Annotated in this window: 20 protein-coding genes; 12 read left to right on the top strand and 8 right to left on the bottom strand. The window is 61.5% G+C overall.

The features are described from left to right. Positions 1 to 31: 31 nt before the first annotated feature. Positions 32 to 1,618: a glycerol-3-phosphate dehydrogenase/oxidase gene (locus E5K00_RS10505; RefSeq protein ID WP_135463172.1), complete on the bottom strand. Its 1,587-nt coding sequence runs from the start codon at positions 1,616 to 1,618 to the stop codon at positions 32 to 34. Between the two features lie 409 nt (positions 1,619 to 2,027). Between E5K00_RS10505 and E5K00_RS10500 the strand changes: the two genes are divergently transcribed. The 5 genes from E5K00_RS10500 (at position 2,028) to E5K00_RS10480 (ending at position 6,539) form a co-directional block, all read left to right on the top strand. Further along, positions 2,028 to 2,462, top strand: a complete 435-nt coding sequence (locus E5K00_RS10500; RefSeq protein ID WP_135463171.1) for a GNAT family N-acetyltransferase — start codon at positions 2,028 to 2,030, stop codon at positions 2,460 to 2,462. Between the two features lie 20 nt (positions 2,463 to 2,482). After that, on the top strand, positions 2,483 to 3,169 hold the full coding sequence (locus E5K00_RS10495) for a DUF4288 domain-containing protein (RefSeq protein WP_135463170.1): 687 nt from the start codon (positions 2,483 to 2,485) through the stop codon (positions 3,167 to 3,169). Between the two features lie 22 nt (positions 3,170 to 3,191). Continuing rightward, positions 3,192 to 3,515 (top strand): antibiotic biosynthesis monooxygenase family protein, encoded by a 324-nt coding sequence (locus tag E5K00_RS10490; protein ID WP_210114294.1) that lies wholly within the window; start codon positions 3,192 to 3,194, stop codon positions 3,513 to 3,515. Between the two features lie 101 nt (positions 3,516 to 3,616). After that, positions 3,617 to 5,818: a glycoside hydrolase family 97 protein gene (locus tag E5K00_RS10485; RefSeq protein ID WP_135463169.1), complete on the top strand. Its 2,202-nt coding sequence runs from the start codon at positions 3,617 to 3,619 to the stop codon at positions 5,816 to 5,818. An 88-nt stretch (positions 5,819 to 5,906) separates the two neighbouring features. Next, positions 5,907 to 6,539 (top strand): hypothetical protein, encoded by a 633-nt coding sequence (locus E5K00_RS10480; RefSeq protein WP_135463168.1) that lies wholly within the window; start codon positions 5,907 to 5,909, stop codon positions 6,537 to 6,539. Between the two features lie 74 nt (positions 6,540 to 6,613). Here the strand turns inward: E5K00_RS10480 and E5K00_RS10475 are convergent, their stop codons facing one another. Continuing rightward, positions 6,614 to 8,818 carry a penicillin acylase family protein gene (locus E5K00_RS10475; RefSeq protein WP_135463167.1) on the bottom strand — a complete coding sequence of 735 codons (2,205 nt, stop codon included), beginning with the start codon at positions 8,816 to 8,818 and terminating at the stop codon, positions 6,614 to 6,616. Between the two features lie 177 nt (positions 8,819 to 8,995). Here E5K00_RS10475 and E5K00_RS10470 point away from each other — a divergent pair, with 177 nt between their 5' ends. After that, positions 8,996 to 9,796, top strand: a complete 801-nt coding sequence (locus E5K00_RS10470) for an alpha/beta fold hydrolase (protein WP_135463166.1) — start codon at positions 8,996 to 8,998, stop codon at positions 9,794 to 9,796. A 75-nt stretch (positions 9,797 to 9,871) separates the two neighbouring features. On the opposite strand, the gene E5K00_RS10465 is transcribed toward E5K00_RS10470, so the two are convergent. Continuing rightward, positions 9,872 to 10,225: a HesB/IscA family protein gene (locus tag E5K00_RS10465; RefSeq protein ID WP_135463165.1), complete on the bottom strand. Its 354-nt coding sequence runs from the start codon at positions 10,223 to 10,225 to the stop codon at positions 9,872 to 9,874. 153 nt (positions 10,226 to 10,378) lie between these two features. Between E5K00_RS10465 and E5K00_RS10460 the strand changes: the two genes are divergently transcribed. Beyond that, a complete protein-coding gene (locus E5K00_RS10460; RefSeq protein ID WP_135463164.1) occupies positions 10,379 to 10,915 on the top strand; it encodes a DUF7935 family protein in 537 nt (178 codons plus the stop codon). 144 nt (positions 10,916 to 11,059) lie between these two features. On the opposite strand, the gene bshA is transcribed toward E5K00_RS10460, so the two are convergent. Both bshA and E5K00_RS10450 read right to left on the bottom strand, forming a co-directional pair. After that, complete coding sequence (gene bshA / locus E5K00_RS10455) at positions 11,060 to 12,196, bottom strand: N-acetyl-alpha-D-glucosaminyl L-malate synthase BshA (RefSeq protein ID WP_210114293.1); 1,137 nt, start codon at positions 12,194 to 12,196, stop codon at positions 11,060 to 11,062. Positions 12,197 to 12,300: 104 nt separating this feature from the next. Beyond that, positions 12,301 to 15,255 (bottom strand): glycoside hydrolase family 3 N-terminal domain-containing protein, encoded by a 2,955-nt coding sequence (locus tag E5K00_RS10450; protein ID WP_135463162.1) that lies wholly within the window; start codon positions 15,253 to 15,255, stop codon positions 12,301 to 12,303. 284 nt (positions 15,256 to 15,539) lie between these two features. Between E5K00_RS10450 and mutL the strand changes: the two genes are divergently transcribed. Genes mutL through E5K00_RS10435 form a run of 3 tightly spaced genes read left to right on the top strand, consistent with a single transcriptional unit; the run spans position 15,540 to position 19,211 of the window. After that, positions 15,540 to 17,498: a DNA mismatch repair endonuclease MutL gene (gene mutL / locus E5K00_RS10445; RefSeq protein ID WP_135463161.1), complete on the top strand. Its 1,959-nt coding sequence runs from the start codon at positions 15,540 to 15,542 to the stop codon at positions 17,496 to 17,498. Positions 17,499 to 17,519: 21 nt separating this feature from the next. Then, positions 17,520 to 18,305 (top strand): rhomboid family intramembrane serine protease, encoded by a 786-nt coding sequence (locus E5K00_RS10440; RefSeq protein ID WP_135463160.1) that lies wholly within the window; start codon positions 17,520 to 17,522, stop codon positions 18,303 to 18,305. Positions 18,306 to 18,320: 15 nt separating this feature from the next. Continuing rightward, entirely contained in the window at positions 18,321 to 19,211 is an 891-nt protein-coding gene (locus tag E5K00_RS10435; RefSeq protein ID WP_135463159.1) for a rhomboid family intramembrane serine protease, read from the top strand. Positions 19,212 to 19,361: 150 nt separating this feature from the next. Here the strand turns inward: E5K00_RS10435 and E5K00_RS10430 are convergent, their stop codons facing one another. The 3 genes from E5K00_RS10430 to tilS form a co-directional block, all read right to left on the bottom strand. After that, on the bottom strand, positions 19,362 to 20,060 hold the full coding sequence (locus E5K00_RS10430) for a DNA alkylation repair protein (protein WP_135463158.1): 699 nt from the start codon (positions 20,058 to 20,060) through the stop codon (positions 19,362 to 19,364). 100 nt (positions 20,061 to 20,160) lie between these two features. Then, on the bottom strand, positions 20,161 to 21,102 hold the full coding sequence (gene mdh / locus E5K00_RS10425; protein ID WP_135463157.1) for a malate dehydrogenase: 942 nt from the start codon (positions 21,100 to 21,102) through the stop codon (positions 20,161 to 20,163). Between the two features lie 101 nt (positions 21,103 to 21,203). Next, positions 21,204 to 22,535 carry a tRNA lysidine(34) synthetase TilS gene (gene tilS, locus E5K00_RS10420; RefSeq protein WP_135463156.1) on the bottom strand — a complete coding sequence of 444 codons (1,332 nt, stop codon included), beginning with the start codon at positions 22,533 to 22,535 and terminating at the stop codon, positions 21,204 to 21,206. Between the two features lie 88 nt (positions 22,536 to 22,623). Between tilS and E5K00_RS10415 the strand changes: the two genes are divergently transcribed. Next, positions 22,624 to 24,375 carry an OstA-like protein gene (locus E5K00_RS10415; RefSeq protein ID WP_135463155.1) on the top strand — a complete coding sequence of 584 codons (1,752 nt, stop codon included), beginning with the start codon at positions 22,624 to 22,626 and terminating at the stop codon, positions 24,373 to 24,375. Between the two features lie 56 nt (positions 24,376 to 24,431). Further along, positions 24,432 to 25,256 (top strand): outer membrane protein assembly factor BamD, encoded by an 825-nt coding sequence (locus E5K00_RS10410; protein ID WP_135463154.1) that lies wholly within the window; start codon positions 24,432 to 24,434, stop codon positions 25,254 to 25,256. The last annotated feature ends 43 nt before the right edge of the window (positions 25,257 to 25,299 follow it).

The raw sequence follows: 25,299 nt of genomic DNA, 5'->3' as shown, positions 1-25,299 counted from the left end.
GCCGAAATCAACTCACTCATTCACTAATTCACTAATTCACCAAATATCCCCGGGCCAGCTGCGAGAAATCGGCTACCTGCTGCTGCTGCCACGCGTCGTCGCGGCCCAGCTCCCGGGCCAGCAGGGCCGCCACCGTCGGGGCTACGCGCAGGGCGGCGCGGGCGTCCAGGAACAGCACCCGCACCCGGCGGGCCAGCACGTCTTCCACGGTGCGGGCCATTTCTTGGCGGGCGGCCCACACTACCTCGGCTTTGTAGAACTCCAGGGCTTCGTCCAGCTTTTCGGCCAGCTCGGGCTGCTCGGTCATCAGCCGGCGCAGGGCGGGCTGGTCGGAGCCGTACACGCTCAGGTGGGCGCTGTGGTCGGCGGTGGGCTGGGCGCCGTGAATGGGCAGGTGGGCCGTCTGGCTGGGGGCGGGCGGCAGCTGGCCCAGGGCAATGGCCCGGTCTACCACGTCCTGGCCCATGCGGCGGTAGGTGGTCCACTTGCCGCCCGTGATGGTCAGCAGGCCGCTGGCCGCCACCAGAATCTTGTGGCTGCGCGAAATTTCCTTGGTCTGGGCCGAGCCGTTCTGGGGCGCGGCCAGGGGGCGCAAGCCGGCAAAGATGCTCAGCGCGTCTTGGCGCCGGGGCGGACGGGAAAGGTAGCGGCCGGCCGTGCGCAGGATAAACGAAATTTCCTCCTCCAGGGCCCGCGGCTCCAGGCTGGCTTCTGCCAAAGGCGTATCGGTGGTGCCCAGCACCACGCGGCCGTGCCAGGGCACCACAAACAGCACCCTTCCGTCGTCGGTGCTCGGAATCATCAGGGCCGCGTCGCCGGGCAGAAAGGCGCGGTCCAGCACGATGTGTACGCCCTGGCTGGGCCGCACCAGCTTCGTGGTGCCGGGCGCGTCGAGCTGCCGGATGTCGTCCACGAAAATGCCGGTGGCATTCACCACCGTTTTGGCGCGGAGCGAGTAGGAGCGGCCGGTTTCCGCGTCGGTGGCCGTTACGCCCGTTACCCGGCCGTGGGCGTCCTTGCGCAGGCCCGTCACGGGGAAGTGGTTGAGCAGCGTGCCGCCCAGCTCGATGCCCGTCTGGGCCAGGTTCACGGCTAGGCGCGCATCGTCGAACTGCCCGTCGTGGTAGAGCACCCCGCCCCGCAGCCCTTCCGGCCTGAGCGTACCCAGCCGGCGCAGCGTCTCGGCCCGACTCAGGTGCTCCGACGTGCCCAGGCTCCGCTTGCCGGCCAGCACGTCGTACATTTTCAGGCCCAGCGTGTAAAACGGCCCACCCCACCACGAGTAGTTCGGAATAATGAAATCCTGGTTTTTGACCAGGTGGGGCGCGTTTTGCAGCAGCAAGCCCCGCTCGTGCAGCGCCTCCCGCACCAGGGCCAAGTCGCCCTGGGCCAGGTAGCGCACCCCGCCGTGCACGAGCTTGGTGCTGCGGCTGCTGGTGCCCTTGGCAAAATCGGCCTGCTCCAGCAGCAGCGTGCTGTAGCCCCGGCTCAGGCCATCCAGCGCCACGCCCAGTCCCGTGGCCCCGCCCCCGATAACGAGCAGGTCCCACTCGGGCTGGCTGGTGAGGCGGTGCAGTAGGGTGGCGCGGTCAAAAGGGCTGCTCGAAGCGGTGGGCATAGTTCAGAGTCTTACTCCAATCAGCTACAATACGTTTTCCGGGCCCAACGGCTCCCATTGGTTTTTCAGGTCAAAGCCCGCTCTATGGTCACCAAAACCCCGCTGTGTGGGCTCAACGATCCGCGGCCCGGCCTCACTCATTGCGGGTGCGTCCCCAATCGTCCGCGGTGTAGCTCCAGTCGTCCGCAGTGTAGCTCCAGTCGTCCGCGGTGTAGCTCCAGGCGTCCGCAGTGTAGTTCCGGTCGTCCGCAGTGTAGTTCCGGTCGTTCGCGGCCTGGTTTCAACGGTCCGCGCGGTAGCCGCAGCGGTTCGCGGCCTGGCTCCGATGGGTGCGGCTACGGCTTCCACGATTCGCCGCATCGTTTCTTGTTTTTCGCGTCTGTACGCTGGTTCTGCGTACATTTCCGCTATGCACTACCGCCCGGCCACTCTTGCCGATATACCCCAGCTGAGCCTCGTGCGGCTGGCCGTGCGCGAAAACCGCCTGTCGGACCCCGCCCGCGTGACGCCCGCTGATTACGTCGACTACCTCACCCGGCGCGGCCGGGGCTGGCTCTGCGAAACGGCTGAAGGCACAGTAGTCGGTTTCGCCATTGCCGACTTGCAGGACCACAGCGTCTGGGCCCTGTTCGTGCACCCCGACCACGAAGGCCAGGGCATCGGCAAGCACCTCCACGACCAGCTGCTGACCTGGTATTTCCGGCAAACCCCGCATCCTATCTGGCTCAGCACCGCCCCCGGCACCCGCGCCGAGGCGTTTTACCGCCGCCAGGGCTGGCACGAAACCGGCCGGACCACGAGCGGGGAGGTGCGGTTTGAAAGGGGAGAGGGGCCGAAAGAATAACTCGTAGCTCTACGCTGACTATGTCCAAAATCCTGAATGAAAACCAGTGGAAGCTGGAAACCGCGGCGGCCTCAGCGGTGGCTTCTATAACCATCCACTTTCCCTGGCCCGACGTTGACCAGCTAAAGCATCTGGTTCCGGAAAAAAGAAAGGCCGCCATTGACGACCTCATGCGTGGTCATCTTGACCAAGTAGTTGGTTCCGGCTTGCTTCAGTCGCACACTATTGAATACGTAGGGCACCGGCGTCCCCGGAGTCTGAAAGCGGAAGTTGTTATCGAAAATCTACCGGTACTATGCCAGTTGCCAGACGTAGACCGGATATCCATTCTCAACGTTGCCGGCCTTCGAAAGAAGCGGCAGCGCTCTTCGAAAAGGCTGGAGTTTTACTGTGTAAAAATGACTGTCGCCATTCAAATCGAGGGCGACGACCACGGAATGCAGTCCTATGAGGAGCGTTACGTGCTAATCAAGGCCGCCTCTTTCGAGGACGCCTACGAGCGTCTGGAAGCTACACGTGCCGACTATGGTAAGCCGTATCTGAACTCCGATGGCTACTTCGTGCGCTGGCAAATAGAAAGCTTGGATGACTGTTACCAGACCATCATTGAGTCTACGGCAGAATTCAGCCAACCAGAAGGAGTTGAAGTCTTTTCTGTTCTGAAGAAGCGTAAGCTCACGCCGGAGCGGGCCTGGGACGGGAAATAAAGCAATTCTGTAACAAGCCATAATGAATAGAGACATGCCCGCCATCATCACCCGCATCTGGCACGGCACTACCGCCGCCCTCGACGCCGACGCCTACCTGGAGTATTTGCAGCAGTCCGGCATTGCCGACTACAAAAACACCCCCGGCAACCTCGGCGTGCAGGTGCTGCGCCGCCTCGCCGGCGACGTCTGCCACTTCTGGACCGTCACCCGCTGGGACAGCTACGAGAGCATCCGCCAGTTTGCCGGCCCCGACTACGACAAGGCCCGCTACTACCCCGAGGATGCGCGGTACCTGCTGGAGTTCGAGCCCACGGTACTGCACTGCGAAACCTTCGAGTTTTAAGCCCCGCCGCCCGGGCAAGAAGGCGGCTCAGTTGCCGGCGGGAAACAATAACTTGCGGCGTTTATGGGCGGCTCTGCCCGGCAACCTCAACCTCGCCACCTATGTGGACTACCACTTCCCGCCTGAGCCAGTGGCTCACGGCCAGCACCGGGCTGCGCCTGGGTGCCCTGCTGCTGCTGGCGGCCTGCTCGTCGCCTTCGGGCTCGTCCTCGGCTCCTGCTGAGCTGGAGGGCCCCGTCAATACCGTGCACTCGCCCGGCCGCAAGCTCACGCTGCGCTTCGCCCTGGGCTCCGACGGGCAGCCTACCTACCAGCTTTTGTTTGGCTCTAAGCCCGTGGTGCAGCCCAGCCGCCTGGGCATCCTGCTGCAAAACCAGCCCGGCCTCGACCAGGACTTCACCATTGCCCGCCTCGATTCCAGCCAGCACGACGACACCTGGCAGCCGGTGTGGGGCGAGGTGAAAAGCATCCGCAACCGCTACAAGGAGCTGGCCGTGACGCTGCTCCAGGCCGCCAAGGGCGACCAGAAAGAGCGCCGCATTGTGGTGCGCTTCCGCCTCTACGACGATGGCCTGGGCTTCCGCTACGAGTTTCCGGCCCAGCCCGGCCTCACCTATTTCACGGTGCAGGACGAGCGCAGCGAGTTCAACCTGCCCGCCGACCACAAAGCCTTCTGGATTCCGGGCGACTACGACTCCAACGAGTACACCTACACCACCTCGCGCCTGAGCGAGGTCGATACCGCGCCCATCGAGGTCATTCAGCAGAAAGCCGAGCCCCATACCATCCAGACGCCGCTCATGCTCAAGTCGGACGACGGGCTCTACGTGAACATTCACGAGGCGGCCCTGGTCAACTACCCGGCCCTGATGCTGAACGTGGAACCCAAAGGCTTCGGCCTGACCAGCCAGCTCGTGCCCGACGCCACCAACACGGGCGCCAAAGCCTATTTGCAGGCCCCCGAGCACACGCCCTGGCGCACCATCATCGTCAGCGACAAAGCGCCCGAGGTGCTGGCCTCCAAGCTGATTCTGAACCTGAACGAGCCCACCCAGCTCACCAACACCGCCTGGATCAAGCCCCAGAAATTCGTGGGCGTGTGGTGGGAAATGCACGTGAACAAAGCCAGCTGGAACTACGCCGACACCAGCAACATCAAGCTGGCCGGCACCGACTGGAGCAAGCTCAAGCCCAACGGCCGCCACGGGGCCAATACCGCCAATGTGAAGCGCTACATCGACTTTGCCGCCCGCCACGGCCTGCAAAGCGTGCTGGTGGAAGGCTGGAACGTGGGCTGGGAAGACTGGGCCGGCAACTGGAAAGAGGAAGTGTTCGACTTCGTGACGCCCTACCCCGATTTCAACGTGCAGGAGCTGCAAGCCTACGCCGCCGGCAAGGGCGTGAAGCTGATGATGCACCACGAAACCAGCTCCTCGGTCACGAACTACGAGCGGCGGCAGGACGAGGCCCTGCGCTTCATGAAAGAGCACGGCTACGACGCGGTGAAAACCGGCTACGTGGGCCGCATCATCCCGCGCGGCGAGCACCACGACGGCCAGTGGATGGTGAACCACTACAACCGCACCGCCGAGAACATGGCCCGCCAGCAGATTATGGTCGATATGCACGAGGCCGTGCGCCCCACCGGCCTGCACCGCACCTATCCCAACTGGCTGGCTAGTGAGGCGGCCCGCGGCAACGAGTTCAACGCCTGGAGCAGCGGCAACCCGCCCGAGCACGAAACCATCCTGCCCTTCACCCGCCTCATGGGCGGCCCGATGGACTACACGCCCGGCATCTTCCAGATTCAGCTGGAAAGCTGGAACCCTGAGCGCAACAAGGGCAAGCAGGTGCACACCACCCTGGCCAAGCAGCTGGCCCTCTACGTGACGATGTACTCGCCCTTGCAAATGGCCGCCGACCTGCCCGAAGCCTACGAAAAGCGCCTCGACGCCTTCCAGTTTATTAAAGACGTGCCCGTCGACTGGGACGATACCCGCATCCTGCTGGCCGAGCCCGGCGAGTTCCTGACCACCGCCCGCCAGGCCAAGGGCAAAGACGAGTGGTACCTGGGCTCCATCACCGACGAAAACGCCCGCCCGCAAACCGTCAAGCTCGACTTCCTGACGCCCGGCCAAGCCTACGAAGCCACCATCTACGCCGACGCCGCTGATGCCAGCTGGGACAAGAACCCGATGGCCTACCAGATCCGCAAGCAGCGGGTAGACAGCAACACGGTGCTGAAACTGCAGCTGGCCGCCGGGGGCGGCGCGGCCGTGAGCATCAAGCCGGTCGGGAAGTAGAATTATTGATCTTGGCTGAAAACTTCGGCGGCTGGGTAACTATCTTGCTCCATTGCTTTTCTTATTGTTTTTCACTTTTCGCGTAACCATGAAATTACTATTGACCTTCCTGCTAGGGGTCGTCACTACAGTCAGCGCCCTGGCGCAAAACTTTGAAGGCCGCATCCTCTACGCCAATTCGTACAAAACCAAGCTGCCCAACGTAACCGACCAGCAGTGGAACGACATGATGGGTACCAGCCAGGAATATTTCGTCAAGGGCGGCAGCTACAAAACCATCGACAACGGCACGCTCATGCAGTGGCAGCTGTTTCCGGGCCCCGACACTAACAAGCTCTACACCAAGATGTCGAACTCCGAGGCCGCCATCTGGAACGATGCTGCCGTCAACCCCGACGAAGTGCTAAAAGCCGAAGTGAAAAAAGACGCTGCCACGATTCTGGGCTACAAGTGCGACGAGCTGACGCTGACTTGCAAAAGCGGTGTGCAGAAATACTACTTCACCTCCAAGCTAGCCCTCGACCCGAAGCTCTACGAAAAGCACAAGTTTGGCAACTGGTATGAGGTGATTAAAAACACCAAGGCCATTCCGCTGAAGTTTGTGGTCGATACCCCGCAGTTTAGCATGGAAAGCGTGGCTACCGAAGTGAAGGCCATGAAGCTGGCCGCTGCCACGTTTGAGCTGCCGGCTGGCGTAAAAACCGAGAAAAGCCCGTACTAAGCATCATGTAAGCCAACGAAAAAAGCCCCGGCAGTTGCTGCCGGGGCTTTTTTTGTGCCTGAAACATCCGGGTGCTACTGCCCCGGCGAATACGTCCGCTCGGCGTGCTGGCGGATGTCCTCGGGGTAGAACAGCACGTCCTTGAAATTTTCCTCCGCGTAGAGCCCGGCTTGATCGGTGAAGTGGGGCGAGGCGGGCTGGTGGTGGTTGCCGCCGGCCAGCACCGAGCGGGCCTTCACGCGGGGCCCAAACTCGACGACGGCAATAAAGCTGTTGCCCACGTAGCCGTAGCGCTTCTTGGTGTTGGGCGCGGCTTTGGCCCCGAAGGCCGCCAACGAGCCCCAGGCCGAAGAGGTAAAGGCCACCGGCAGACTGGGTTGCTTATCGTCGTAGATTTCCTGGATGTTGCCGGTCAGGCGCTGGAAACGGTTCACCTCGCCCCAAGGCATCTTCCAGGTGCCGAAGTCCCGGGTCAGCTCGTCGAGGGTTTCCTGCAGGGCGGCGGCCTTTTCCTGGGGGCTGGTTTTAGCAATGACGAAGGCCGTGAAGGAGAGGTTATCCAGCCGCAGATCGGGCGTGACGCGGGTGCGGGCCAGCTTCTGGATTCTTTCGCCCCAGTAAATAGCCAGGGTCTGGGCCACCGAGGTTTTGCTGTAGCGCCGGTCCCAGCCGCGCAGCAGCTTCATGGCTTCCACCACCTCGCCCTCGGGCGGGTTGGTGCTGTCGAGCAGGTATTGAAAGTCTTTGGCCAGGGCCGGCAGCAGCTCCTCGAAGCCGGCCAGATACGGGTCCTTGGCGGCGGCAATCAGCGTATCGAGCGTGAACAGCGGCTTGCGGCTGAGCACCCGCACGGCGTTGATGCCCCGGTAGTTTTCCGCGTCGGGGGCCATGTAGGCGGGGTATTGCTCCCGCTTGGGGCTGCTCGGGCCGGCCACGGTGAAGGGCGTGGCGTTGCAGTTCTGGAGCCAGCCGCTGGCCGGGTTTTTCACCTGCACGATTTCCTCCACCTTGTGCAGTCCCTGCCACTCGGTTTTGGGGTTGCTGCCGTCCACGGGCATGCTCCAGTCGAACTGCGGGTCGCGCCGGGGCAGGAAGTTGCCGTGCCAGTAGGCAATGGTGCCCTTGCCGTCGGCAAACACGGTGTTGTTCGACGCGTTGCCGTTGAGCTTCATTACCTCTCTGAACGAGGCATAGTCCGTGGCCTTGGTGCGCAGATACGACTGTTCCAGGGCTTCCAGCGGCGTATCCATCATGCGCACCGTCACCCACTTGTTGTCGGCCTGCTGGCCCACGACCGGCCCGTGGTGGGTCCGGAACGTAGTGAACTTCTTCTGCCCGAGGCTGCCGTCGGCCTGCTTGTAGGCAATGGAAATCGTGCCCTGCTGCACGGGGCGCAGCTTGCCGCCGTAGCGGTACAGGTATTTGCCGTCCTGCTGCTCAATGGTTTCCAGGTACTCGTCCATCGAGTCGGCAAAGCTGGAGGTGTGCATCCAGCCACAGTGCTCATTGAAGCCCTGGTACACGAAAAACTGGCCCCAGGTCACGGCCCCGTAGGCATTCAGGCCGGCGGCGCTGCTCACGTGCACTTCGGGGCGGAAGTAGAACGAGGTGTGGGGGTTAATCAGCAGCAGGGCGTGGCCACTGGCGCTTTTGCTGGGGGCAATGGCAAAGCCGTTGGAACCCACCGGCTCCCGGTCGGGCCGCTCGAAGTCGGGCCGCTGCCACGAGGTTGACTTGCGCTGGCTGTAAAAGTTCTTGAGCCGCTCGAGCGGCACTACGCTGATGTTGCCCCCGATGCTGCCCTCACTGAACATCAAGGGCATCCAGGGCTGGAAGCGGCGCAATAGCCGGGGCCGCACGGTGGGGTGGGAGTAGAGGTAGAAGTTGGTGCCGTCGGCAAAGGCCTGGAGCAGCTGCTTCATCCACAGCGGGCTTTTCTGGTAGATGCTGATGGCCTGGGTGCTGTCCAGAAACAGCCGGGCCCGCAAGTCCTGGTAGATGGCCGCCTCGCCCTCCACCTCGGCCAGTCGCCCAATATTGACGATGTAGTTTTCCTCGACGCGGGCAAAATCGTCCTCGCACTGGGCGTAGAGCAGGCCAAATACCGCGTCGGCGTCGGTTTTGCCCGTCACGTGCGGCACGCCCCAGGTGTCGCGCACGATGGTGACCTGCCGGGCCTGCTGCCGCCAGCGGGCAATTTCGGCCGGGGTAAAAGTCTGGGCCCAGCCGGTCGTAACGCCGAAGCCGAGCAGAAAAAACGCTACCAGAAACCGTATCATAGTCGAATCGTAAAAGCGAAGGGCCAACCTGTTGTTTGCGCCGGCAAAGTACGGTAAAGGCCGGTAGCGGGTAGGCGCCGCCGGCTCCGACAGGATATTTATAGATGTATATATTTGTTTTATTGCACTTTAATTAGTAAATAATTCAGCTTATCTATTTCGTCAGCCGATTACGCTATGACTATCCAGCAACGAAACAACGTCCGGCTGCTCGGTCAGGGGCCCCGGGTCATCGTGTTTGTCAATGGGTTTGGGTGCGACCAGAACATGTGGCGCTACCTTATTCCGGCCTTTTCCGACTCCCGGCATTTCACCCTCGTGCTCTACGACCACGTCGGGGCGGGCCAGTCGGTAGCGGCGGCCTACGAGCCCAGCCGCTACAACTCGTTGCAGGGCTACGCCCAGGACCTGCTCGACATCTGCCACGAGCTGCAACTAAGCCGGGTAACCGCCATTGGGCACTCGGTGGGCGGTATGATAGCCGCGCTGGCAGCCATTGCCGAGCCCGAGCTGTTCGAACAGCTGCTGTTGCTGTGCCCGTCGCCCTGTTATCTGAATGAGCCGGACTACCACGGGGGCTTCGAGCGCGCCGACCTGGAAGCCATGCTCACCTTCATGGAAACCGATTACGTCGGCTGGGCCGATACCTTCGGGCCGTTTATCATGGGTGCCCCCGACCGTCCGTCCCTCGCCGCCGAACTGACCCACAGCCTGTGCCAGACCAACCCCGCCATTGCCCGGCAGTTTGCCCGCGTCACGTTTTTGTCCGACAACCGGCAGGACGTAATCGGCGTGCGCCACCCCTGCCTGCTGGTGCAGTGCGAGCAGGACCTGATTGCCCCGCCCGAGGTCGGGGCTTACCTGCAGGCCGCCATTCCGGGGGCGACGCTGGTTACCCTGCCCATTGCCGGCCACTGCCCGCAGCTGAGCGCCCCCGGCCACACCCTGAACGCCATTGAGGCTTTTTTGGCCGGGTAAAAACCAATAAGCCACAAAAAAAGCCCGGACTCGACGGAGTCCGGGCTTTTTTTGTGGCGAAGAAGAGCCGTGCCGCTACGCCGAAAACGACGAGCCGCAGCCGCAGGTGCTTTTGGCCTGGGGGTTGTTGAACACGAAACCCCGGGCGTTGAGGCCGTCCTGGAAGTCGACTTCCATGCCCAGCACGTACATGGCGTGCTTTTTATCCATGATGAGCTTCAGGCCGTCGAGGTCGTAGACCTCGTCGTTGTCCTTGGGCTTGTCGAAGCCGAGCAGGTAGCTCATGCCCGAACAGCCGCCGCCCTGCACCCCGATGCGCAGCCCGTACTCGGTCGGCACTTTCTTGTCCTCGATGATATTTCGTACCTCAACCAAGGCCCCGGGAGTGAGGGTGATGGGAGCAGTTTTAGTTGAAACGGCCGTTGCCATAGTGCATTCGTTGTTAGAAGAGTAGGCGCAAAGATACGAAGCCTTCGGCAGACGCCATTGGCTCCGGCGCGTATAGAACAGCAAGGGCGCGTATCCGGTTCACCGAATATTTCCCGACCTTGTTGCCTCTAAAATAGCAGTTTTCCTTTCCGCATGGACACCACCGCGTACATTTTCGATTTGCTCAAGATCATCCTGCCGGCTCTTATCGTGGCTGGCTCCCTGTTTTACCTGATTCAGAACTACCTGGAAAAGGAGCAGCAGCGCCGCCTGATTGAGTTGCGCCTGGAGAACTCCAAAACCACGCTGCCCCTGCGCCTGCAAGCCTATGAGCGGGTAACCTTGCTGCTGGAGCGCATCACGCCCAACAACCTGCTGGTGCGCCTGAGCAGCTCGGGCCAGACGGCCTCGGAGTACCATCGGGTGCTGCTCACCGAAATCCGGGCCGAGTTTGAGCACAACCTCAGCCAGCAGCTTTACATGAGCCCCGAAACCTGGGAGCAGGTGAAGCAGGCCAAGGAAAACATCCTGACGATGATCAACAAGGCCTACCACGCCCTGGCCACGCCCCAGCAGGCCCGCGGTACCGAGCTGGCCAAGCGCATCCTCGAAACCCTCATTGCCGACGAAGTAGACCCCACCACCCAGGCCCTGCTGGCCGTGAAGCGCGAGGCCGCGGGGTTGTTCTGAGTTTAGTTGCTCGTTGTCAGTTGTTAGGTCGTTTGAATAATCGGCCTAACAAAAAAGCCTGCTCGATTTTTCGAGCAGGCTTTTTTCTGTGTTTGTCAGGATCAGAAAAAACTAACAACTGACAACTAACAACTAACAACTAAATCACACCGCCGCTAGCTGGGCGTCGATGGCGCGCTGGTAGCAGGCTTCGTAGAGAGGCACGATGTTTTCGACGGCAAACTCCTCGGCCCGGGCCCGGGCGGCTTGCTTGAAGCGCGGTAGATTCTCGTCTTCCAGCACGTAGAGGGCATTTTGGACCATGTCCTCCACGTCGCCGATTTCACTGATCATGCCCGTCACGCCGTGCACGTTCAACTCGGGAATGCCGCCGGCATTGGTGCTGATGACCGGCACTTCGCAGGCCATAGCTTCCAGGGCGGCCAGACCGAAGCTTTCCTTTTCGGAAGGCATCAAGAACAGGTCGGCGATGCTGAGCACCTCCTCCACGGCTTCGAGCTTGCCCAGGAAGCGGATGTCGTTGCAGTAGCCGATGTCGCGGCACAGCTTTTCAATGCGGGGCCGGTCGGGCCCGTCGCCCACGAGCAGCAGCTTGGCCGGAATCTGCTTCCGGACGCCGGCAAAGATGTGCACCACGTCGTCGACGCGCTTCACGGAGCGGAAGTTGGAGGTGTGCACCAGCAGCTTTTCGCCCTCGGGGGCAATGGCGGCCTTGAAGTGGCCCTTGTTCTGCTTTTTAAACCGCTCCAGGTTAATGAAGTTGGGAATCACCTCGATGTCCTTCTCGATGGCGAAGTACTCGTAGGTTTCCTTGCGCAGATCGGCCGACACGGCCGTTACCCCGTCCGATTGGTTGATGCTGAACGTGACGACCGGCTCGTAGCTGGCATCCTTGCCCACGAGGGTAATGTCGGTGCCGTGCAGGGTGGTGATGACCGGGATGGTAATGCCCTTGGTGCGCAGAATCTGCTTGGCCATGTAGGCCGCCGAGGCGTGCGGAATGGCGTAGTGCACGTGCAGCACGTCGAGCTTCTCATTCTGCACAATGTCGACCATCTTGGAAGCCAGGGCCAACTCGTAGGGCGGAAACTGGAACAGCGGGTAGGGCGGAATGTAGACCTCGTGGTAAAACAGGTTCTCGTTGAAGAAGTCGAGCCGGACGGGCTGGCTGTAGGTGATGAAGTGCACGCGGTGGCCTTTCAACGCCAGAGCTTTACCCAGCTCCGTGGCTACTACGCCGGAGCCGCCAAAAGTAGGGTAACAGACAATTCCGATATTCATGGGGCAGGGGGGAGAGCTGGAAAACAACATCGGCGGCAAGTCGCTCAGGAAAGCGCCTCACCGCCGATTGCGGAGTCAAAGAAACAGAAATGCTGGGCAACAGATCATGTCTTTTGTAAAGACTTGTAAATAACGTCGTGGATGCGCGTGCGGATGTTGTACTGGCGCAATTTGTTGTTGCCGCCGTCGGGGTACACTCTGTTGGAAAGAAAAATGTAGAGGATTTTGTTTTCGGGGTCCATCCACACGCAGGTGCCCGTGAAGCCGGTGTGGCCAAAGGTGCTGGCCGGCGACAGGTTGGAGGTGGGGCCTTCGGGCTTCTCGGGGTTGCCGTGGTCCCAGCCCATGCCGCGCTTGTTGCCCGCCACCTGGGGCCGCGCAAACTCGGTCACGACCGGCGTCTGGAAGTAGCGCTGCCCGCCGTAGCGGCCGTTCTGCAAATCCATCTGCATGAGCACGGCTAGGTCGTTAGCATTGGCAAACAGGCCCGCGTGCCCGGCTACGCCGCCCAGCAGGGCCGCGGCCTGGTCGTGCACGGTGCCCTGGAGCTGGGTTTTGCGGAAGTACGTGTCGTTTTCGGTGGGCGCGATGCACGATTTGGGGAAGCGCTCCAGCGGGTTGTACGTCATCGACGCCAGGCCTAGGGGCTTGTAAAACGTCCGCTCCAGGAAAGCGTCGATGGGCTCGTTCAGGACTTTCTCACTTAAGCGTTTCAGCACCATGAAGCTCAGGTCGCTGTACTCGATGGGGTACTTGCCTTTCACTTTGGGCAGCATGCCGCTGTGCACAATCCAGGTCCAGACCGAGTCGTCGACGGCCTTAGTGCTGAACGTGCCGGGGGCTACTTCGTTGGGGAAGTCGTCGGAGCGGGTGCTGGCGTAGAAGGTCGGCTTGAGGCCGTTTTTCCCCACGGTCCGCTCCCAGGTCGGGATGCCGGGCTTGAGGCCGGCCTGGTGCAGCAGCACGTCGCGCACCGTCATGTCCTTCTTGTTCGAGTTCTTCAGCTCGGGCAGGTAGTCGGCTACTTTCGCGTCGAGGTCAATTTTGCCCTGGTCCTTGAGGTACATCACGGCCTGTAGCGTGCCGGCTACTTTCGTTACCGAGGCCAGGTCGTAGAGCGTGGTGCTTTCCACCGGCCGGGTTTTGTCGTAGGTGCAGTAGCCGTAGCTGCGGTCAAATACCACGGCTCCATCCTTGGCCACCAGCACCTGGCAGCCCGGGGCCGCCGCGTACGCCACCGATTCGAGGGCAATGTTGTCGATCTGGCTCAGGATTTTGGAGTCGAGCCCTTCACTTTCGGGCGTAGCGTAGCGCAGGCGGCGGAAATCAGGCGTGGGAAGGCCCAGGCCGGCTTTCAGCGTCGGCGACACCGTGACGGGCAGGCGGCCCTTGGCGGGCAGGGCCCCAAACAGCACCTGGGGCACGACCAACTGGGAGGCGTAGTTGTCTTCGTAGCCGCACACCACGTTGCGCATCTCCTCCACGTATTTCAGCGCGTAGGCGTTGCCCATCACCACCACCACCGTTTTCAGCTTGGGGTTGGCCTGCAGCTCTTTCAGGAATTTCAGGGCCCCTTCGCCAATGCCGTAGTTGTGGGCGGGCGTATTGTTCATGCCGTGCAGGCTCACCACCACCACGTTGTAGGGCGCGAGGCGGGTCTGAATCCGGGCGAAGGTCGAGTCGACGGCGTACCGGTTTGGCACCGAGTACACGGTGCCGTTCTGGTACTTGTTCATGATGGTGCCCAGGGTGCTGCCCGCGCCGGTGCCGATGGTAACGGTGGCAATGCGCAGGGTGTCGAGGCGGTGGAAGGGCAGGATGTCGTCCTCGTTTTTTACCACCGTCACGGCATGCTCATAAATCTGCTGCTGCACGGTGCGGCTCGCGGGCCGGCTCAGGTTTTCCGACAGGTTGGGCACGTCGATGGGCTGGTAGCGGTTCAGCCCGGCCCAGTACTTGGCCCGCAGAATCTTCCGAACCCGCTGGTCGATGTCTTCCTGCTTGATTTTGCCGGCGGCTACGTCCTCGCGGATGCGTTGCAGGGCCATCGGCACGTCTTCCGAAAACAGCAGTACGTCGTTGCCGGCCAGCAGCGCCAGGGCGTCCAGCTCGCCGGGCTTATACAGGTTAGCCACGCTCTTCATGTTGAGCGCATCGGTGAAAACCAGGCCCTTGTAGCCCATTTTCTCCTTGAGCATGCCCGTCACCAGGTTGCGGGAAATGGTGGCCGACACCGACTGCACCGTGTCGAACAGCGGCATGTAGAGGTGGCCCACCATCACGCCCATCACCCCCGACTGAAACGCCTGCTGAAACGGATACAGGTCTACGTTGGTCAGCCGGGCCAGGTCGGAGTTGATAACCGGCAGGGCCACGTGCGAGTCCACGTCGGTGTCGCCGTGGCCGGGGAAGTGCTTCACCACGGCCATCACGCCGTGGTCTTGCAGGCCCCGGATGTAGGCCACGCCGCGCTTGGCCACCTGCTCCTTGTTTTCGCCAAACGAGCGGTTGCCGATAACCGGGTTGTCGGGGTTGGAGTTGACGTCGATAACGGGCGAAAAGCTCACGTGCACGCCCAGGGTCTTGAGCTTGAGGGCAATTTCGCGGCCCATCTGGTACACGTACTGGTCGTCGTCCATGGCGCCCAGCGTCATCTGCTTGGCAAAGTGCATCGAGGAGTCCAGGCGCATGTCGAGGCCCCACTCGGCGTCCATGGCTACCAGCAGCGGCACTTTGGCCTCGGCCTGGTAGCGGTTGGTCAGCAGGGCCTGCCGCTTGGGGCCGCCCTGCAGAAACATCACGCCGCCGATGCCATAGGCTTTGACCAGCTCGTCGAGGCGCTGCACGTGCTTTTTATCCTTGTTGGAATACGCGGCCACCATGAACAGCTGCCCCAGGCGCTGGTCGGGAGTAAGGGTGGCAAAGACGCTGTCGACCCAGGTTTGCTCGGCGGCCGAAATCGGCCGCACGTCCTTATCCTTGGGTGCCGACGACGAGACGATCAGACCCGTAACAGCCAGTAGTACCAGTAAGAGACTGATCCGAAATTCCTTGAGCATTGACTCCCGTGGTAGCGTCGTAAAGTTGAATCTGAGCGGAAATAGCCCTACTTTTGTGTTCTTCCGAAAGGAAAACCGTGCCAGGGATTTGGCCGCCACGCGTGGCTTTCTGCTCCCTGTTTTCCTTTCTTCTAACGCGCCAAAACGGAGAACCGTATGGCGCGGCGCACACAAAAGTTGGCCGCAAACTTACGGAGAAAATCCCGAGGTCGGACGTTTTTCGACCCGCGGCTTCCGTAAGTAGCGTTGCTAACCAGTTCAGTATCACCTTCAGTTCCCGGTCGATGGCGGATGTAATTCAGTTGCTCCCCGAATACCTTGCCAACCAGATTGCGGCAGGGGAGGTGGTCCAGCGTCCGGCGTCGGTAGTGAAAGAGCTACTCGAAAACGCCGTCGACGCCAAGGCTACCCAGGTGCAGCTTATTGTGAAAGAAGCCGGCAAGCAGCTCGTGCAGGTCGTCGACAACGGCGCGGGCATGAGCCCTACGGATGCGCGCATGAGCCTGGAGCGGCACGCCACCAGTAAGATTCGCACCACCGAAGATTTGTTTAAAATCCGGACCCTGGGCTTCCGCGGGGAAGCCCTGGCCTCCATTGCGGCCGTGGCCCAGGTGGAGTTGCGCACCAAGCAGCGCGACCAGGACACGGGCACACTCTTGCTCATCGAAGGCTCGCAGGTGATGAGCCAGCAGCCCGTGGCCTGCCCCGACGGCACCAGCATCAGCGTCAAGAACCTGTTCTACAACGTGCCGGCCCGGCGCAATTTCTTGAAAACCAACGCGGTGGAGATGCGTCACATCCTGGATGAGTTCCAGCACGTGGCCCTATCGAATCCCCAGATTGCCTTTTCGCTCTACCAGAACGATCTGGAAGTCTTCAACCTGCCGGCTGGCCGCCTCAGCCAGCGCATCGTGGCCCTGCTCGGCAACGGCTACAAGGAGCAGCTAGCCCAGTGCGAGGAAGTGACGCCCTTTATTTCGGTGAAAGGCTACATCGGCAAGCCCGAGTCGGCCAAGAAAAGCCGGGGCGACCAGTTTTTCTTCGTCAACAACCGCTTTATCCGCTCGGCCTACCTCAACCACGCCGTGCTGGCCGCCTACGAAGGCCTGCTGCCCAAAGACACGCACCCCTTCTACGTGCTGTTTCTGGAGCTCGACCCCAAGGCCATCGACATCAACGTGCACCCCACCAAGACGGAAATCAAGTTCGAGGACGAGAAAACCGTGTACGCCATTGTGCGGGCCGCCGTGAAGCAAAGCCTGGGCCTGCACAACATGGCCCCGTCCCTGGACTTCGAGGGCGACGTGAACTTCGCGCCCATTCAGCCGCTGCGGGCGTCGCCCAACGCCAACCCATTCGGCGACGACTACCGGCCCGATGCCCTGGCCTCGGCGGCGGCCCGGGCGGCGGCCCCGGCCCCGAAGGAAGGCAGCAAGAGCGGTGGCGGCTCGGAACGTGTGCTGCCCCCGCGCCCCACCGAGCAGGCCAAGCGCGAGCTGGAGGCTTTCTACAAGTCGCTGGGCCAAACCATCGTGCCAGATCTGCCGGAGGCGGAAGCGCCCGAAACGGTCGAGAAATTCGAAAAGGCGACTAATCCGCTGGTCGTTTCGAACCCCGTGCCGGCCCGGGAGGCGGCGCCCGAACTGCCCTTACCCGAGCAAACCACCGGCCCCGGCAACCGCGTCGTGCAGATCAACCAGCAGTACCTGGTGGTGCCGGTGAAGTCGGGTATGATGCTGATTGACCAGGTGGCGGCCCGGGAACGAATCCTTTACGAGCAGTACGCCCAGGCCCTGGAGAGGCAGAGCGGCAGCTCCCAGACGCTGCTGTTTCCGCGCACCGTCACCTTCACGCCCCAGGATTTCGCCATTCTGCGCGAGGTGTCGGCCCCCTTGCACGATTTGGGCTTCCGCTTCCAGGAGTTTGGGCCCAACACCATTGCCGTGGAAGGCATTCCGGCCGACGTGGCCAACCGCGACGAGCGGGAGCTGCTGGAAGGGCTCATTGAGCAGTTTCGGACCCACGCCGGGCCCGTGCGCCTCGACCGGCGCGAGCAGCTGGTGCGGGCCCTGGCCCGCCGCCTGGCAACCAACAGCGACAATGCGCGGTTATCGGATCTGGAAATGACGGCCCTGGTCGACCGGCTCTTTGCCTGCTCGGTGCCCAGCTACACCCCCGACGGCCGCCGGACCCTGGTGCTGATGGAGCTTAGCCAGCTCCAGGACCTTTTCCGTAAACCCTGATTTCGCCCCGACCCCCCCGGCATGTTCAATCTTACCCCGACGGTACGCGTCCTGCTTTTCATCAACATCGGCGTGTACCTGCTCCAGACGCAGCTGCCGCACCAGATGAATATGCTGGCCCTGTTTCCGGTTACCTCCGAGTTCTTCCAGCCCTGGCAGTTCGTGACCTACATGTTTATGCATGGCGGCCTGGGTCACTTGTTTTCCAACATGTTCGGTTTGATTTCCTTCGGGCCGCTGCTGGAGCAGCGCTGGGGCGGCAACCGGTTTCTGACCTTCTGGATGATCTGCGGCATCGGGGCGGGAGTGCTCTACTCCGGGGTGCGCTATTACGAGCTGAACCAGATGCGGCAGGGAATCGAGGCGTTCCAGCAAAACCCCACGGACGTGAACCTGCAGGATTTCGTGGATCAGAACCTGCCCAACTACAAAGACGCCTTTAAGCCCGTGGTGCAGCAGCTGCACCGAACTCCCGACGACCAGCAGCTGATTCAGGGCGCGCTGACTTCGATGCGGGAAGTGTTTGCCGCCGGCCTGAACTCGCCGATGCTGGGGGCTTCCGGGGCTTTGTTTGGGTTGCTGTTCGCCTTTGCCTACTTGTTTCCGAACACGGAGCTCATGCTGCTCTTCTTTCCCTTTCCCATTAAGGCCAAGTACTTTGTGGGCCTCTACGCGCTGTATGAGCTCTACAGCGGCGTGCACCGGGTGCCGGGCGACAATGTGGCGCACTTTGCCCACTTGGGCGGATTGTTGATTGGGTTTATTGTGTTAAAATTCTGGGAGCGGGGCCGCTCCCGTTTCTACTAGCCTCTCCGCTCAACCATGAGTATTGTCAATGATATCCGCACGGCCTTCAGTCGGCGCGACAACGCGTTGAACCAGTTGCTGCTGCTCAACGTGCTGGTGTTTGCCGTCCTGATCGTGCTGAAAGCCATTCTCTACATCGGCGGAGCCAGCGGCGCCTACGACGTGGTGATGCGCCAGCTGGCCATGCCCTCCGATTTGCCCAGCCTGCTGCGCCACCCCTGGACCATCCTGACCTACGCCTTCACCCACGAAGGCTTCCTGCACATTATCTTCAACATGCTGAACCTCTACTGGTTTGGCATGCTGATCCGGGAATACCTGGGCAACCGCAAGCTGGTGAGCCTCTACATTCTCGGCGCGCTGGTCGGGGCCGTCTTTTTCCTGCTGAGCTTCAACCTGCTGCCCGTGTTTCAGGTTCGGCTGGGCATTCCCATCGTGGGTGCCTCGGCCGCCGTTACGGCCATTATCGTGGCCGCCGCCACCCTGCTGCCCGACTACACCTTCAACCTGATTCTGGTCGGGCCGGTGAAAATCAAATACATAGCGGCCGTGGTGGTGTTGGTTTCTATTGCCGGCATCAACGGGGGCAACCCGGGCGGCGAGCTGGCCCACATCGGCGGGGCGCTGCTGGGCTTCATCTTCATCAAGCAGCTACAGGCCGGCCGCGACCTGGGCCGCCCCGTGCAGGCCGTCGGCGACTTCGTGGCCAATATCGTGTCGGGCAGGCCGCGCATGAGCGTGACGCACCGCAGCCGCGCAGCCGAGGCCCCGGCCGCCAAGAAAAGCACCCTGGCCCGCCCCGAGCAGGAGGAAATAGACCTGATTCTGGACAAGATTTCCCGCTCCGGCTACGAAAGCCTGTCGAAGGAGGAAAAGCAGAAGCTGTTTAAAGCCAGCCAGAAGTAGCATCCGAGAAATCAGTCAACCAACAGAACGTCATTCCGAGCCCCGCGAGGAATCTCGCGTGTTTAGTTGAGTTAGTAATTCAACCTCAGCACGCGAGATTCCTCACTGCGTTCGGAATGACGTTCTGTTAGTTGACTGTTCAAACCGGTGCTATTTCCGCATGTAGTGCTGGCGCTGCGCCGGGGTGAATTTCTCAATGGCGTAGCGCAGGGCCGTGCGCGGCAGCTGGCCGTGGTGGTCGGTCAGGAACTCTTCCAGGGCCGGCTCGTTGCGCTTGCCCACTTCGCGCAGCATCCAGCCCGTGGCTTTGTGAATCAGGTCGTGGGGGTGGGAGAGGAGTAATTCAGCCACGCCGAACGTATCCTGAAACTGCCCCTTGCGAATCAGAGCCAAGGTCGAGACAATGCTCATGCGCTGGCTCCAAAGGTGGTTTTCAGCGGCTAACTCGTAGAGCAGCGTACGGTCCTTATCGAGCAGGTAGGTGCCGATGAGCAGCGGACAGGTGATATCCACCAGGTCCCAGTTGTTGACGCGCGCCCGGCTGCGCAGGTAGGCCGCGTGAATGGCCTGCCGCCCGGCCGGCCCGGCTTTCTGAAACTGCAGCGTCCAGATAATCAGCGCCGTTTGGCGCACCTCGTGCCAGGGGCTGGCCAGCAGCTGCTCGGCCTCGGCCAAAGGCAGCTCCCGAAACTGGCGGGCTACTTCGCGCTGCTGGGGCAGGGTCAGGCCCAGAAACTGGTCCCCGGCGCCGTATTCGCCCGGGCCGGTCTTGAAAAAGCGTTGCAGCAGTATGGCCCGGGCGGGGTCGGAGAGAGTGTGCAGGGTTTTTTCGAGCGTAGCGGCAGTCATGGCGGCGAGGGCAGGAGTGGACGGGAGCGAAGATAAAAAAAGCGGCCGCCCTGCCTTGGCAGAACGGCCGCTTCTATGGTAAGCGCGAGGTCAGGCAGAGTTAGGCGGTAGCCTTGCTCATGTTGTCCAGCGCGTCCATTACTTCTTTCACGTGGCCACGCGAGGTTTCGAGCAGGGCTTTTTCCTCGTCGTTGAGCTGAAGCTCAATAACTTTCTCGATGCCGTTTTTGCCCAGGATAACCGGAGCGCCCAAGTACACGCCGTCGATGCCGTACTCACCTTCCAGCTTGATGCAGACGGGGAACACGCGGCGCTGGTCGCGCAGGATGGCTTCTACCATCTGAGCCGCGGCGGCGCCGGGCGCATACCAGGCCGAAGTGCCCATCAGCTTCACCAGCTCGCCACCACCCACGGCGGTGCGCTGCACGATGGCGTCGAGTTCTTCCTTGCCGATCAGCTCGGTTACGGGAATGCCGCCCACGGTGGTGTAGCGGGGCAGGGGCACCATCGTGTCGCCGTGGCCACCCATCAGCACCGCCTGGATGTCTTTGGGGCTAACGTTGAGGGCCTCGGCCAGGAAGGCACGGTAACGGGCCGTGTCGAGGATGCCGGCCATGCCGAACACCTTCTCGCGGGGCAGGCCCGAGGTGAGGTGGGCCTGGTAGGTCATCACGTCGAGGGGGTTCGACACGATGATGATAATAGCGTTGGGCGAGTATTTCACCACCTGCTCCGTTACCGATTTCACGATGCCGGCGTTGGTCGAAATCAGGTCGTCGCGGGTCATGCCGGGCTTGCGGGGCAGGCCCGAGGTGATGACCACCACGTCCGAGTCAGCGGTGCGGCTGTAGTCGTTCGTTACGCCAACGGTGCGGGTGTCGTAACCGATAATGGGGGCCTTTTGCCAGATATCCAGGGCTTTGCCTTCGGCGAAGCCTTCCTTAATATCAACCAGAACAACTTCGTTGGCGATTTCGCGGGTGGCCAAAACGTCGGCGCAAGTAGCGCCTACGTTGCCAGCTCCAACTACGGTAACTTTCATCGGTAATGGGTTGGGTGTTGAGAATTTAGTTCGCGGCCGTAAAAGTAAGCGAAAAGCCGGAGCGGCCTAGAACAAGTTACGGCAACGTTGCCGGAAGGCCGTTACATGCGCCGCAGGGTCAGCACGCGCTGGGTTTCCTCCGTGAGCTTAAACCGCTCGTCGGGCCGGAAGCCGATAACCCAGGCAATCTTCTGGTCGGCCGTGACGAGCACGCGCACGTCGTCCTTGAGGTTGAGCGGCACTTTCTGGTCGATCAGGAAGTCGGACAGCAGCTTTTTGCCCTTCATGCCGATGGGCATAAACCAGTCGCCTTCCTGCCAGCGCCGCACCGTGAGCGGAAAGCTCAGCTTGTCGGCATCCAGCGCGGCCACCTGTTTGCTGCGCGGAATCTCGCCCAGGCCCGCCGCTTCGCTCAGCTCGGCCCGCAGGTTCAGGCCCTCAGCTTTCAGCTCAGTCTGGCCGGCCTGTAGCTGGTAGGTGCCGAACTTGGTCAGGCTACGGGGCTTGATGACCAGCTGCTCCCGGTCTTTCACCAGCAGGTGCGTCGGCGACTCGAACCGGCGGCCCGACTCAGCCCCGAAGGCCGCCACGATGTCTTTCACGACCAGGTAGGAGAAGCCGAAGGGCTTGAGCAGCTCGTGCAGCACCAGGGTGGTGGCGGCCGTGCGCTGCAAGGTCGGGATGTTGAGGTAGGTCACGTCGGCTTCGTCGCGGCGCGTGGCGGCCTGGGTTTCTTCCACGTAGCGGCGCAGGATTTCCTCGGCTCCGCCCACCCGCTCGGCCGTAATCTGCAGGGTCTGATCGAGGTTGGGGTTGATGGCGCGCAGCACGGGCAGCACGTCGTGGCGCAGGCGGTTGCGCTGGTAGAGGGTGCTGTCGTTGGAGGCATCCTCGCGCCAAATCAGCCGGTTTTCCACCAGGTAGTCGTACAGATCCTCCTTTCCCATGCCCAGCAGGGGCCGGACGATGCGGCCATTTTTGGCCCGGATGCCGTGCAAACCCGCCAGGCCGGTGCCGTGGGTCAGGTTAAGCAGCATGGTTTCGGCCGCGTCGCGCTGGTGGTGGGCCGTGGCCACGTAGTCGAACTGCTGGGTCTCACGGATCCGCTCAAACCAGGCGTAGCGCAGGGTGCGGGCCGCCATCTGGGTCGAAATTCCTTCCTGGGCGGCAAACTCCTTGGTCTGGAAGAACTCGGCGAAGTAGGGCACGTCGTACTTTTTAGCCAGCTTGCGCACAAATTCCTCGTCGGCGTCGGCTTCTTCGCCGCGCAGGCCGAAGTGGCAGTGGGCAATGGCAAACTTGATTTCCAGGCGGTGCAGCACGTCGGCCAGCACCACCGAGTCCATGCCGCCGCTGACGGCTACCAGAATGTAGGCGGTGGCGGGGTCGAAAAGCTCCTGCTCTGTAATAAACTGACGGACACGCTCAAGCATAGAAAAACTGATTCAAGGAAGGCAACGGTGGGCACTAGCCTGCAAAGATGGGCGTTACCAGCGGGCCTTCCGTACCTTTGCCCCCGAAATGCGGTTTATAAAGTTTCTTTTTCTGTTTCTTCTCGCCGGGCTCCCCCTGCTCAGCCCGGCCCAGCAGCGCCCCGGCCGGCCGGCCGCGGCCCAGCCCACGCCGCCGAAAGGGCAGCGCATCGAGCTGCTGCCCGGCACCGAGAAGCTGGTGGGCGGCACCTTCAACGGCGTAGAAATCCGCAAGCTGATTGGCAACGTGAGCTTTAAGCAGGGCACCACCTTGCTCTACTGCGACTCGGCCTACCAGTACCTGGAGAAAAACGCGCTGGAAGCCTTCAGCAACGTGCGCATCGTGCAGAACGATACCGTGACCATCACCGGCGACCATGCCACCTACGACGGCGACACCCGCAAGGCCCGCATGACCGGCAACGTGGTGATGCGCGACCCGCGCATGACGCTGACTACCAGCCTGCTCGACTACGACCTGAATAAAAACCTGGCCTACTACAGCACCGGCGGCCACCTCGTCGACCCCGAAAACACGCTCGACAGCCAGTTTGGCTACTACAACACCACCTCTAAGGTGTTCAGCTTCAAGCGCAACGTGAAGCTGGTGACCAAGGAAAACAACATCGACACCGACACGCTGCAGTACAATACCGTGTCGAAGATTGCCTACTTCTTCGGGCCCACGCGCATCACGGGCAAGCAGGGCAACCTCTACGCCGAAAATGGCACCTACAACACCCGCACCAAGGTTTCCAACTTCCAGCGCAACGCCAAGATCGAAACCCCGAACTACCTGCTCGGCGGCGACAAGCTGGTGTACGACGAAGCCCGGCAGTACGGCGTGGCCACCGGCCACGTCTCGATGACTTCGAAGAAGGATAACATCGTGCTGCGCGGCGACGTGGGCCGCTACTGGCGGGCCCAGGGCCGGGCCAAGGTGTACGGCAGCAGCCCGGTGATGCGCAACATCTCCGACAACGACACGCTCTACCTGGCCGCCGACACGCTGGTGAGCGTGGAGGGCCGCCCACCCAAAAACGCGGCCGGCGTGCTGTATGCCTACCCCCGGGTGAAGATTTTCCGCAAGGACTTGCAGGGCCGCTGCGACTCGCTGACCTACGACCGGCAGGACTCCATCATCTACCTGAACAAGCGGCCGGTGCTGTGGTCGGAGCAGAACCAGCTCACGGCCGACAGCATGGAAATCCGGCAGCGCAAGGGCAAAATTGACCAGATGCGCCTGTACGCCAACTCGTTTATCATCGGGCAGGACACGATTCTGAACTACAACCAGGTGAAGGGGCGCAACATGGTGGCCTACTTCGTCGACAACAAAATAAAAAAAGTGGACGTGCTTGGCAACGCCGAGAGCCTCTACTACGCTCTTGAAGCCGACACGGCCGTGACGGGCCTCAACAAGGCCGTGAGTGCCAACATGGCCCTGCGCTTCGCCGACAACAAGCTCCAAACCATTACGTTTCTGACCAACCCCGATGCCAGCTTTATTCCGCCCCACGAGCTGAAAGCGGAAGACGAAAAGCTCAAGGGCTTTATCTGGCGGGCCCCGGAACGGCCCACCCGCAAGCTGGTGTTGGGCAAGCACTTCGCCGCGCCCGTGAAGGCTAAGGCCAAGCCCAAGGTAAAAGCCAAACCCAAAACAACCGTAAAAACCAAGGCCAAAACGGCGCCGGCTAAAACTAAAGCCGCGCCAGTGAAAGCCGCTCCGGCCAAGCCGGCCGCGAAGCCCGCGCCCAAACCAGCTGCCACGCTAAAAGCCCCCGTGCGGGCCCGTAAATAGACCTTCCCGGAGCCACCTTTGATTCGGCCCCGTAATCCGCTACCTTTGTCCCCCTTATGCTGTCTTTTCGCCCTGCCTTCTTTGTTCTGTTCCTGAGTACGTTGCTGCTTGGCTCGTGCACCGGCTACCAAAAGCTGCTCAAAAGCAGCGACGTCAACAAGAAGTACGAGGCCGCAGTGCAGTACTACGAGAAAGGCGACTTTTTCAAGGCCGGTACCCTGCTCGAAGACCTGATTCCGCTGCTGAAAGGCCGTCCGGAGGCTGAAAAAGCCCAGTTCTACTTCGCCAATACCAACTACCGGCAGCGCAACTACGTGCTGAGCGCCTACTACTTCAAGTCGTTTGCCGACACCTACCCCAACTCGACCTACGCCGAGGAAGCCAACTTCCTGCACGCCAAGTCGCTGTTTCGCGACTCGCCGGAGTTCGAGCTGGACCAGACCAACACCTTTTCCGCCCTCGAATCCATTCAGGAGTTTCTGAACCGCTACCCCAGCAGCCAGTTCCGGCCCGAAGCCGAGAATATGTCGCAGGAGCTGCAGAAGAAGCTGGAAAACAAAGCTTTCCAAAGCGCCAAGCTCTACTACAACGTGCGCTACTACCAGGCTGCCGTTACGGCCTTCAGCTCGTTTCAGCAGCAGTATCCGGCTTCAGCCTTCAACGAGGAAGCCTCGTTCCTGAAGCTGAACGCCCAGTACGACCTAGCCAAGGAAAGCGTACCGGAAAAGCAGCGGGAGCGGTATCTGGAAGTGCTGTCGTTCTATCAGCAGTTCATCGACAACTACCCGCAGAGCCGCAACCTGAAAGCCGCGGAAACCATGTACACCACGGCCCGCGAGGAAATTGCCAAAATCAAGCCCGCCGACACGGCAGCCAAATAATGTGCTGATGTGCTAATGTGGTTGAATGTGAGAAATGAATCAA

This window comes from Hymenobacter aquaticus (genome assembly GCF_004765605.1).
In the GTDB taxonomy this organism is placed as follows: domain Bacteria; phylum Bacteroidota; class Bacteroidia; order Cytophagales; family Hymenobacteraceae; genus Hymenobacter; species Hymenobacter aquaticus.
This window is presented reverse-complemented; position numbering and strand designations above follow the sequence as displayed.